Origin of the sequence: uncultured Azohydromonas sp., from assembly GCF_937926365.1 — a bacterium.
In the GTDB taxonomy this organism is placed as follows: Bacteria; Pseudomonadota; Gammaproteobacteria; order Burkholderiales; family Burkholderiaceae_C; genus Azohydromonas.
Window position 1 is genome coordinate 62,698 of the sequence record NZ_CALAOH010000127.1, and the last position, 9,188, is coordinate 71,885.

10 protein-coding genes and 1 other RNA gene are annotated in these 9,188 nt (G+C 69.9%); 3 read left to right on the plus strand and 8 right to left on the minus strand.

The window, feature by feature from the left end; all coding sequences use genetic code 11:
• Positions 1-166: 166 nt before the first annotated feature.
• Both Q0741_RS13395 and Q0741_RS13400 read left to right on the plus strand, forming a co-directional pair.
• On the plus strand, positions 167-1,444 hold the full coding sequence (locus Q0741_RS13395; protein WP_298233700.1) for a type IV pili methyl-accepting chemotaxis transducer N-terminal domain-containing protein: 1,278 nt from the start codon (positions 167-169) through the stop codon (positions 1,442-1,444).
• A 64-nt stretch (positions 1,445-1,508) separates the two neighbouring features.
• The gene (locus Q0741_RS13400; protein WP_298233701.1) at positions 1,509-2,534 is read left to right on the plus strand and encodes a diguanylate cyclase; all 1,026 of its coding nucleotides are present in this window, start codon (positions 1,509-1,511) and stop codon (positions 2,532-2,534) included.
• A gap of 179 nt (positions 2,535-2,713) precedes the next feature.
• Here Q0741_RS13400 and Q0741_RS13405 read toward each other — a convergent pair whose 3' ends face one another.
• The 8 genes from Q0741_RS13405 to Q0741_RS13440 form a co-directional block, all read right to left on the minus strand.
• Positions 2,714-3,523, minus strand: a complete 810-nt coding sequence (locus Q0741_RS13405; RefSeq protein WP_298233702.1) for a sulfite exporter TauE/SafE family protein — start codon at positions 3,521-3,523, stop codon at positions 2,714-2,716.
• A 106-nt stretch (positions 3,524-3,629) separates the two neighbouring features.
• Positions 3,630-3,814, minus strand: a non-coding RNA gene (gene ssrS / locus Q0741_RS13410) — 6S RNA.
• A 53-nt stretch (positions 3,815-3,867) separates the two neighbouring features.
• Positions 3,868-4,191, minus strand: coding sequence for a cell division protein ZapA (locus Q0741_RS13415; protein ID WP_298233703.1), 324 nt, complete (start codon positions 4,189-4,191; stop codon positions 3,868-3,870).
• A 24-nt stretch (positions 4,192-4,215) separates the two neighbouring features.
• Entirely contained in the window at positions 4,216-4,422 is a 207-nt protein-coding gene (locus Q0741_RS13420; protein WP_298233704.1) for a DUF904 domain-containing protein, read from the minus strand.
• Positions 4,423-4,467: 45 nt separating this feature from the next.
• On the minus strand, positions 4,468-5,103 hold the full coding sequence (nth, locus tag Q0741_RS13425) for an endonuclease III (RefSeq protein WP_298233705.1): 636 nt from the start codon (positions 5,101-5,103) through the stop codon (positions 4,468-4,470).
• 11 nt (positions 5,104-5,114) lie between these two features.
• The gene (gene rsxB, locus Q0741_RS13430) at positions 5,115-5,771 is read right to left on the minus strand and encodes an electron transport complex subunit RsxB (RefSeq protein WP_298233713.1); all 657 of its coding nucleotides are present in this window, start codon (positions 5,769-5,771) and stop codon (positions 5,115-5,117) included.
• Between the two features lie 49 nt (positions 5,772-5,820).
• Positions 5,821-7,176, minus strand: coding sequence for a polyhydroxyalkanoate depolymerase (locus Q0741_RS13435; protein ID WP_298233706.1), 1,356 nt, complete (start codon positions 7,174-7,176; stop codon positions 5,821-5,823).
• Positions 7,177-7,441: 265 nt separating this feature from the next.
• Entirely contained in the window at positions 7,442-8,641 is a 1,200-nt protein-coding gene (locus tag Q0741_RS13440; protein WP_298233707.1) for an amino acid aminotransferase, read from the minus strand.
• A 180-nt stretch (positions 8,642-8,821) separates the two neighbouring features.
• Between Q0741_RS13440 and Q0741_RS13445 the strand changes: the two genes are divergently transcribed.
• Positions 8,822-9,188 (plus strand): DEAD/DEAH box helicase family protein (locus Q0741_RS13445; RefSeq protein WP_298233714.1); only part of this gene is annotated, 367 nt, incomplete at its 3' end.

The window sequence follows — 9,188 nt, forward strand, 5'->3', positions numbered from 1 at the left end:
GGTCCGGGTGCTGCGGTGCACCCGCGTGCAGTACTGCACCATCCGTGCCAACCCGTAGAGCCGGACGGATGTGGGGTCTGCTCTATGCTTGCGGCCCGAACGCCGCGCCCGTCGCGGCGCTTGCATTTCTCTCCCTGTATGGCCGGCCGCGGTGCCGGTTCGCTGCATGACCTCAGCCCTCGTCATCTCCGCTCCCGGCACGGGCGCGCCTCCGCTGGCCGATGAGCTCCAGGCCGCCGGCATTCACGTCCTTGGTGCCTGCGAGTGCGACAAGCTGGTGCAGCAGGCCCTCAAGCACGCACCGGACGTGGTCGTGTGCTGGGAGCCCACGCCGGCCGAGGCCGGGCTGTTCGACGCGCTGGAGCTGCTGTCGCGCACGCAACCAATGCCGGTGCTGGTGTTCACCGCCGATGCCAGCGTCGAGGGCGCGCAGCGCGCGTTGGCGCTGGGCGTGGCGGGCTGGGTGGTGCACGGCTACGCGCCCACGCGGCTGCGCCCGCTGCTGCAACTCGCGCGCGCGCGCTTCGAGCACGAGCAGCGCCTGCGCGGCGAGCGCGACGAGGCGAACCAGCGGCTGGAAGAGCGCAAGCTGGTGGACCGCGCCAAGGGCATCCTGATGCGCTCGCACGGACTGTCGGAAGACGAGGCCTTCCGCCGCCTGCGCGGCGCGGCCATGCAGGGCAAGCTGCGCGTGGGGCGGCTGTCGCAGCAGCTCATCGACGCCGCGCGCGACGCCGAGTCGCTGAATCGCAGCGGGCAGCTGCGCATGCTGTCGCAGCGCCTGGTGGCGCTGCAGGCGCTGCGCCTGGCGCCGGCGCCGGACGTGGACGCCGTGGCGCTGCAGTCCGCCGCGCGCAAGCAGACCCAGCGCAACCTGGAGCAGCTGGGCCGCACACTGTCGGCCCCGACCCTGGGCGACCTGCTGCAGCCGCTGCAGTCGGCCTGGGTCGCACTGGAGCGCGCGCTGGATACCACGCCGCAGCTCGATGGGCTGCCGGCGCTGGACGCCGCGGCCGAGGCGTTGCTGGCCGCGGCCGAAACGCTCACGCGCGCGCTGGAGGGTGGCAGCGCGCTGCAGACGCTCTCCGCCGTGAACCTGGCCGGGCGCCAGCGCATGCTGGGCCAGCGCCTGCTCAAGCAGGTGCTGATGGGCGCGCTGCTGGCGACGCCGGCGGGCGCGCAGGCGCTGTCGCTGGCCGCGACCACGGCGCGCGAGTTCGATCAGGCGCTGCAACGGCTGCAGCAGTCGCCGCTGAGCTCGCCGGCGATCCGCATCGCGCTGGATGCCGCGGCGCGCGAGTGGCAGCGCATGCAGCAGGGCGTGCGCGAGGCCGGGCATGAGAGCGGACGCCGGCAGCTCGCGCTGGCCGCCGAGGCGCTGCTGGCGCGCTTCGAGGAGCTCACCGGCGACTACGAGCGCAGCGCGCAGATGCTGTTCGACTGAAACCTTCCTCCCACCGCCCGGCGCGGCTTATCCTGCTCAGGCCCCAGTCTCTGCCCCGCTCAGCATGTCCACCGTTCCCTCTTCCCAAGCCGAGACGACTGCTGCCGACGCGCTGTCCGATGACGCGCTGGCAGCGTTGCTGGGCCGGCTGCTGCCGGCCTGGATGGCGCGCCAGGGCATGTTGCTGGCGCTCAAGGACGCGGACAGCGGCGCCTACCTGTACGTCAACGAGGCGATGGTGCAGTGGCTGCGGTGCGACCCGGCCGCGCTGCGCGCGCAGGGCGACGCGGCACTGGAGCCGCCGCTGCCCGCACCGCTGCGTGCGGCCGAGCAGCACGCGCTGCAGCTGCCGCCGGACAAGCCGCTGCACAGCGAGCACCGCTTCGAGTGGCACGGGGCGCAGCAAGAGTTCAGCGTCTGGCGCGAGATCCGGTTGCTGCCCGATGGGCGGCGGCTGCTGTGCAGCATCTGGACCGACTTGGGGCCGCAGCGCCGCGAGCAGCAGCGGCTGCGCGAGGTGCTGCAGCAACTGGAGCAGCAGCAGCGTCTCTACAACGAGCTGTACGGCGAGGGTGGTCCGCTGGGCGCGCAGGCCGGGCTGCAGTCGCGCGCGCTGTTCGACGAGCAGCTGGAGCATGCGGTGGCGGCTGCGCACGAGGAGCACCGAGAGATTGCACTCGTGTGGGTGGCGCTGGACGCGCCGCGCGCTGAAGTCGCCGCCGCCTGGGACGACGGGGCACTGGAGAGCGTGCGTGCGACGCTGGCGCGGCTGCTGCGCGCCAACACCCGCGCCGCGGACTGGACCTGCCGCCTGGACGGCCAGCGCTTCGCGGTGCTGATGTCCAACGTGGGGCTGGCCGTGGCCTATGGGCGCATGGAGCAGCTGCGGCGCGAGTGCGCGGCGCAGATCGTGGTCAGCGGCGGGCGCGAGCTGCGCTTCAGCGTGTCCATGGGCGTGGCGAGCTGTCCGCACACCGCCGGTGAAGCGCCCGCGCTGGTGGCCGGCTGCCAGGCGGCTCTGGCCGAGGCGCAGCAGCGCGGGGGCGACCAGGTGGTGCTGGCGCGGGTGCCGTTCGCAGTGCAGGGGTGAGGCCGGTTCGGGCCGCCGCTGAAAAGAATTTCGTCATGCCCGCGCAGGCGGGCTTCCCCACCCCGCATCCGGCATTCGGCCCGTTGGCGTGACGGGTCTCTTTACTGCTTGCTGCCGGGCTTTCCGATGGAGCCGCTACGGGCGCGGCAAGCTCGTTGCGCCGGCACCAACTTGCCTCGTCAGCTGCTCAGTCCCTTGTAGAGCATGTAGGCCGCGAGCAGGTACAGCAGGACGGCAAAGGAACGCTTGAGCTGGCGCACGTCCAGCGCGTGCGCGGCGCGCGCGCCCATGGGCGCCATGGTCACGCTGGCCAGGGCGACCACGGCCAGCGCTGGCAGGTACAGGTAGCCCAGTGCGCCGGGCAGGGCTGGCGGCAGGCCCAGGCCACCGACGAGGTAGCCCGCGGTGTTGGCGACCGCAATGGGAAAGCCCAGCGCCGCGCTGGTGGCGACCGCATGGTGGATGGGCACGTTGCAGCGGGTCATGAAGGGCACCGACACGAAGCCGCCGCCCGCGCCCACCAGGCCCGAGAGGAAGCCGATGCCGCTGCCCGCGGCGGCCTGGCCTAGGCGGCCGGGCATGTCGCGGTCCGGATGCGGCGGGCGCCCGCGCAGCATCTGCGTGGCCGAAAAGGCGACGAAGGCGGCGAAGAACAGCGCCAGCGCCTGGCCCTTGATCACGGCAAAGGCGCCCGCGCCGGCCAGCAGTCCGCCCACCACGATGCCCGGCGCCATGTTGCGCACCAGCGGCCAGCGCACCGCGCCGCGCTTGTGGTGCGCGCGCACGCTGGACAGCGAGGTGAAGACGATGGTTGTCATGGACGTGGCGATGGCCATCTTCACCGCCATGCCCGAAGGCACGCCGCGCTGCGTCAGGATGAAGCTGAGGAAGGGCACCAGCAGCATGCCGCCGCCGATGCCCAATAGTCCCGCGAGAAAGCCGGTACAGCAGCCCAGCAGCAGCAACTCGGCCGCGAGTGAAAGGTCCATGATGCTAAGAGGCCGACGCGTCCGGCCGCTGCCGCGCAAGGGCATGCGTCGCACCAGCAGCGAGGCTGCCGGCTGCAACAGGTGCAAGACGCGGGTGAAGGAAGAGGGGGTGTCCGTCGCGAGCTGTGGGCCGCATTCCTGAACCCAGGGGATTCAGGTGGGTCCGGTCAGCAGGACTTCGGGTTCGTCTGACGCGAGACGATCGCGCCCGTCCAGCAATTTTCCAGGCCCTTGCTCGCGAGAGCATCGGTTCAAGGAAATATAGAACCCACACGAACGCGGCGGACGAGGCGAATTTTACGCCCTCGTCCGCAACGACTGCGGGATGAGGTACATCAACCCTGTCAAGGCGTGCCTGAAGTCGCATCCGCAGCCAGCGCGCGGTCGATGCGCTCGATGAGCGCCTGCAACTGGGCCTCGCTCGGCGCGGTGGCCGCGGTGCCGGTTTCGCCGGGCGGCGGTGCGGCGGGGCGCTGCACGAGCTGATAGGCCAGGTTGAGCGCGGCCAACACGGCGATGCGTTCGCGCGCCTTGATGCGGCCGGCGTCGCGGATGGCCGTCATCTCGCGGTCCACCTGCGCGACGGCGGCCTGCAGCGCCTGCTCACCGCCGTCAGGGCAGCCCAGCAGGTAGCTCTGGCCGAGGATGGTGACTTCGAGCTGTTTCATGGCGAAAGGGGACGCGGCGGCGGATCAGCCCTGGCGGGCATCGGTGGCGGAGAGCCGTTCGATGAGCACGTCGATGCGTGAGCGTGCGGCGTTCAGGCGCGAGCGCAACTGGTCGCGTTCGGCGCCGAGCTCGGCGTGCTGGCGCTGCAGTTCGGCATGGGCTTGCTGGAGCTGCTCATGGCGGCGCGCGAGCAACTCGATGCGCTCGGCAAGTTCTTCCAGGGTCGGCATGTTTGGGAGGGCGAGGCGAGGCCGGGGATTGTAGGCTCCGCGTCCTTACGATCGGCTACTCAGAAATTGATCGCAGCAGTCAGCCACCGCGCAGCGCTCGCACAGCGGGCGCCGGGCCTGACAGACGTAGCGCCCATGCAGGATCAGCCAATGGTGCGCGTCCACGCGGTAGGCCTCGGGTACGCGCCGCAGCAGTCCCTGCTCGACCTCCAGCGGCGTGCGCCCGGGCGCCAGACCGGTGCGGTTGCTGACGCGGAAGATGTGAGTGTCCACCGCCATGGTCGGCTCGCCGAAGGCGACGTTGAGCACCACGTTGGCCGTCTTGCGGCCCACGCCGGGCAGCGCCTCCAGCGCTTCGCGGCTGCGCGGCACGCGCCCGCCATGCTGCTCCAGCAGGATGCGGCTGGTGTTCCAGAGGTTCTTGGCCTTGGTGGGATAGAGCCCCACGCTGCGGATGTAGCCCGCGATGCCTTCGATGCCCAGCGCGAACATCTTGCGCGGCGTGTTGGCCACCGGGAACAGCTGCCGCGTGGCCTTGTTGACGCCCGCGTCGGTGGACTGCGCCGACAGCAGTACCGCCGCCAGCAGCTCGAACACGTTGGTGAATTCCAGCTCGGTGGTGGGCTGCGGGTTGGCGGCGCGCAGCGTGGCGAACAGCCGTTCGACGGCTTGGTCGTTCATGGCAGTGTCGTTCACACCCGCGAGGCGCGCTGCGCGCGGGCGCGGGCCAGCGCGGCCTCGATCACGGAGCGTTTCCTGTCCAGCGTCTCGGGGTCCTGGTGGCGGCTGTGGGCGGGCAGGTCGGCCAGCTTGGTCTCGGCCTTGGCGATGAGTCGCTCGCGCGTGTCCTCCTCGGCCTGCGCCAGCCGCGCGCGGTGCGCGGCGTAGCGGCGGCGGGCTTGCTCGGCTTGTGCCGGACTCCAGGCCGCCCAGCCGGTGGCGGCGGTGATGGGCTCCAGCACGATGCAGTCCACCGGGCAGGCGGGGACGCACAGCTCGCAGCCGGTGCACTCGTTCTCGATGACGGTGTGCATGCGTTTGGTGGCGCCGGCAATGCAGTCCACCGGGCAGGCCTTGATGCACAGCGTGCAGCCGATGCACCAGGCCTCGTCGATGAAAGCCACCATGCGCGGCGCTTCGGTGCCGCAGCCTGCATCCAGCGGGCGTGTCGGCTGGCCGGTGAGTGTGGCCAGCCGACGCACGCCCTCGGCGCCGCCAGGTGGGCAGCGGTCGATGCCGGCCTCGCCGGCGGCCACGGCCTGCGCGTAGCCGCGGCAGTCCGGGTAGCCGCAGCGGGTGCACTGCGTCTGTGGCAGTTCGGCGTCGATGGCGGCGGCCAGACCCTGCAGCGAGGGCAGGGCGGCGGCCGGTCTCAGCGCTGGGGTTGAGGCGACTTTTTCAGGCACCGGCTTTGGTCGTGGAACGCTTGGAGCGCGCGGGCACCGCCGGCACCGCCGGCACCGCCTCGGCCGTGGCGTCGGGCAGCGCCTCGCGCTTGGCCGGGGGCGTCACTTGCTCGTCGAAGCGGGCGATGAAGTCGCGTACCTGCGGATACACCTTCTCGCGCCAGCGGCGGCCGGAGAAGATGCCGTAATGGCCCGCGCCTTCGACGTCGTAGTGAAACTGGCGCTCCTTGGGAATGCCGGTGCACAGGTCATGCGCGGCCTTGGTCTGGCCAGCGCCGGAGATGTCGTCGAGCTCGCCCTCGACGGTCAGCAGCGCGCTGGTACTGATGTCCTGCGGACGCACGAACTCGCCCTCGACCTCCCAGGTGCCGTTGACCAGCGCGAAGTCCTGGAACACCGTCTTGATGGTTTCCAGGTAGTACTCGGCCGGCATGTCCAGCACGGCGTTGTACTCGTCGTAGAACTTGCGGTGCGCCTCGATGCTGTCCTCGTCGCCGCGGATCAGGTCGAGGAAGTAGTCGTAGTGCGAGCTCAGGTGGCGGTCCGGGTTCATGGCCACGAAGCCCGTGTGCTGCAGGAAGCCCGGGTACACGCGCCGCCCTGCGCCGGGGTAGTTCGGCGGCACGCGGTAGATCACGTTGTTCTCGAACCACTCGTGGCGCTTGTTCATCGCCAGGTTGTTCACGGCGGTGGGCGAGCGCCGCGCGTCGATGGGGCCGCCCATCATCGTCATGGTGCGCGGCGTGGCCTCGCCGCGGCTGGCCAGCAGCGACACGGCCGCGAGCACCGGCACGGTGGGCTGGCACACGGAGATGACGTGCACGTTCGGTCCGATGAAGCGGATGAACTCCTGCACGTACTCGACGTAATCGTTGAGGTGGAAAGGGCCCTCCGAGGCGGGCACCATGCGCGCGTCGGTCCAGTCGGTGATGTAGACCTTGTGGTCGTGCAGCAGCGAGCGCACCGTGTCGCGCAGCAGCGTGGAATGGTGGCCCGACAGCGGCGCGACCACCAGCACCGTGGGCTGGCCCTTCATGGCGGTGAGGGCGGGCAGATCGTCGCTGAAGCGCTTGAAGCGCAGCAGCCGGCAGAAGGGCTTCTGCAACGCCACGCGCTCCTGCACCGCGACCTCCACGCCGTTGACGGTGGCGGAGGTGATCTCGAACTGGGGCTTCTCGTAGTCCTTGGCCAGCCGGTGCAGCAGGTCCAGCGCGGCGGAGATGCGCTGCGACAGGATGGAGTGGGCGAAGGGCGACAGCGGATGGTCGTACAGCTTGGAAGCCGCGCTGGCGAACTCGGAGAAGGGCGCCATCAAGGCGCGCTGGCTTTCGTAGAGCTGGTACAGCATCGAACGGAACCTCGCAGCAGATTGGGGACGGACGACGTCTCGGACGTTTTTAGGATGAGCGCCGCAGATGAGCTGAACCTGACAAGGTGCAGCTCTTTGTGCAAGTGCAGCAATTTTTGTGCGCGACGAGTCGGGAGCGTGCCATCCTGTGACAAGTCAAGGATGTGCGAAGGGCCGGAAACCCGGCCCATGTGCGATGCAGTTCACGCAAATTTCCGGCCACCGCCTCCGCTGTCGCGACGGCGTGCCGGAAGGCAGGAGCGCGTCAGGCGGCGACCTTGGCCATGGCGGTGGCCACGGCGTCGATGTTGCGGCTGTTGAGCGCGGCCACGCAGATGCGGCCGGAGTCCACGCCGTAGACGCCGAACTCGCTGCGCAGGCGCTGCATCTGCTCCTTGTTCAGGCCGGAGTAGCTGAACATGCCCTTCTGGCGAACGATGTAGGAGAGGTCCTGCTTCACGCCGGCGGCCTGCAGCTTTTCCACCAGCAGCGAGCGCATGAGCTTGATGCGCTGGCGCATGCCGGCGAGCTCCTCCTCCCATTGCGCGCGCAACGAAGGCGTGGTCAGCACCGTGGCCACCACCTGCGCGCCGAAGGTGGGCGGGTTGGAGTAGTTGGTGCGGATGACGATCTTGAGCTGCGAGAGCACGCGGGCGGCCTCGTTGGCGCTGTCGCACACCACGCTCAGCGCGCCCACGCGCTCACCGTAGAGCGAGAAGCTCTTGGAGAAGGAGGTGGAGACGAAGAAGTCGATGCCCGCGGCCAGGAACTGCTGGATCACGGCGCCGTCCTCGGCGATGCCCTCGCCGAAGCCCTGGTAGGCCATGTCGAGGAAGGCCACCAGGCCGGCGTCCTTGACGGCAGCGACCACCTGCGTCCACTGCTCGGGCGTGATGTCGTAGCCGGTCGGGTTGTGGCAGCACGCATGCAGCACCACGATCGTGCCCTTGGCGGCACCGCGCAGCGCGGCAACCATGTCGTCGAAGCGCACGCCGCGCTTATCGGCGTCGTAGTAGGGGTAGGTGCCGACTTCGAAGCCCGCGTTGGTGAACAGCGCACGGTGGTTCTCCCAGCTCGGGTCGCTGATCAGGACCTTGGCGGCCGGGTTGACGCGCTTGAGGAAGTCGGCGCCGATCTTCAGGCCGCCCGTACCGCCCAGGGCTTGCACGGTGGCAATGCGGCCGCCCTTGACAGCGTCGCTGTCGGCGCCGAACACCAGGCCCTGCACCGCCTTGTCGTAGGCGGCGATGCCGTCGATGGGCAGGTAGCCGCGGGGCTTCTTGGCTTCCAGCAGCTGCTGCTCGGCAGCGGCGACGCACTTGAGCAGCGGCAGCTTGCCCTCATCATCGAAATACACGCCCACGCCCAGGTTGACCTTGGCGGGGTTGGGGTCGGCGGCGAACTGTTCGTTGAGGCCCAGGATCGGGTCGCGCGGGGCCATTTCGACGGCGGCAAACAGGGACATGGGTGATTCCAGAAGGGGGAGAGGAGCGCCGCCGCTGGGGGTAGGGGCGATGCGCTAGGCTGTCGGATTGCCCTGCGGTCTGACCCGCGAGGGCGCGCAATTCTAAGCCGCCACGTCGTTTTCCCCGGTATTCCAGGATTCCAGATGCCTTCACCCAAGCCCGTACCGAGCTGCGCCGCCATGCAGGATGCCGCTGCGGCGGCGCCGGAAGCCGCAGCGCCGCAGGGCGAGTTCGTGCGCTATCCCGGCTCGCCCTTCGAGCTGTTCCAGCCCTATCCGCCCGCGGGCGACCAGCCCACGGCCATCGAGCAGCTGGTGGAGGGCGTGCAGGACGGCCTGAGCTTCCAGACGCTGCTGGGCGTCACGGGCTCGGGCAAGACCTTCACCATGGCCAACGCCATCGCGCGGCTGGGCCGCCCGGCGATCGTGTTCGCACCCAACAAGACGCTGGCCGCGCAGCTCTACAGCGAGTTCCGCGAGTTCTTCCCCAAGAACGCCGTCGAGTACTTCGTCAGCTACTACGACTACTACCAGCCCGAGGCCTACG

Coding starts and splice junctions, on each gene's coding strand:
- Q0741_RS13395 (WP_298233700.1), top strand. CDS start 167: ATGACCTCAGCCCTCGTCATCTCCGCTCCCGGCACGGGCGCGCCTCCG.
- Q0741_RS13400 (WP_298233701.1), top strand. CDS start 1,509: ATGTCCACCGTTCCCTCTTCCCAAGCCGAGACGACTGCTGCCGACGCG.
- Q0741_RS13405 (WP_298233702.1), bottom strand. CDS start 3,523: ATGGACCTTTCACTCGCGGCCGAGTTGCTGCTGCTGGGCTGCTGTACC.
- Q0741_RS13415 (WP_298233703.1), bottom strand. CDS start 4,191: ATGAAACAGCTCGAAGTCACCATCCTCGGCCAGAGCTACCTGCTGGGC.
- Q0741_RS13420 (WP_298233704.1), bottom strand. CDS start 4,422: ATGCCGACCCTGGAAGAACTTGCCGAGCGCATCGAGTTGCTCGCGCGC.
- nth (WP_298233705.1), bottom strand. CDS start 5,103: ATGAACGACCAAGCCGTCGAACGGCTGTTCGCCACGCTGCGCGCCGCC.
- Q0741_RS13435 (WP_298233706.1), bottom strand. CDS start 7,176: ATGCTGTACCAGCTCTACGAAAGCCAGCGCGCCTTGATGGCGCCCTTC.
- Q0741_RS13440 (WP_298233707.1), bottom strand. CDS start 8,641: ATGTCCCTGTTTGCCGCCGTCGAAATGGCCCCGCGCGACCCGATCCTG.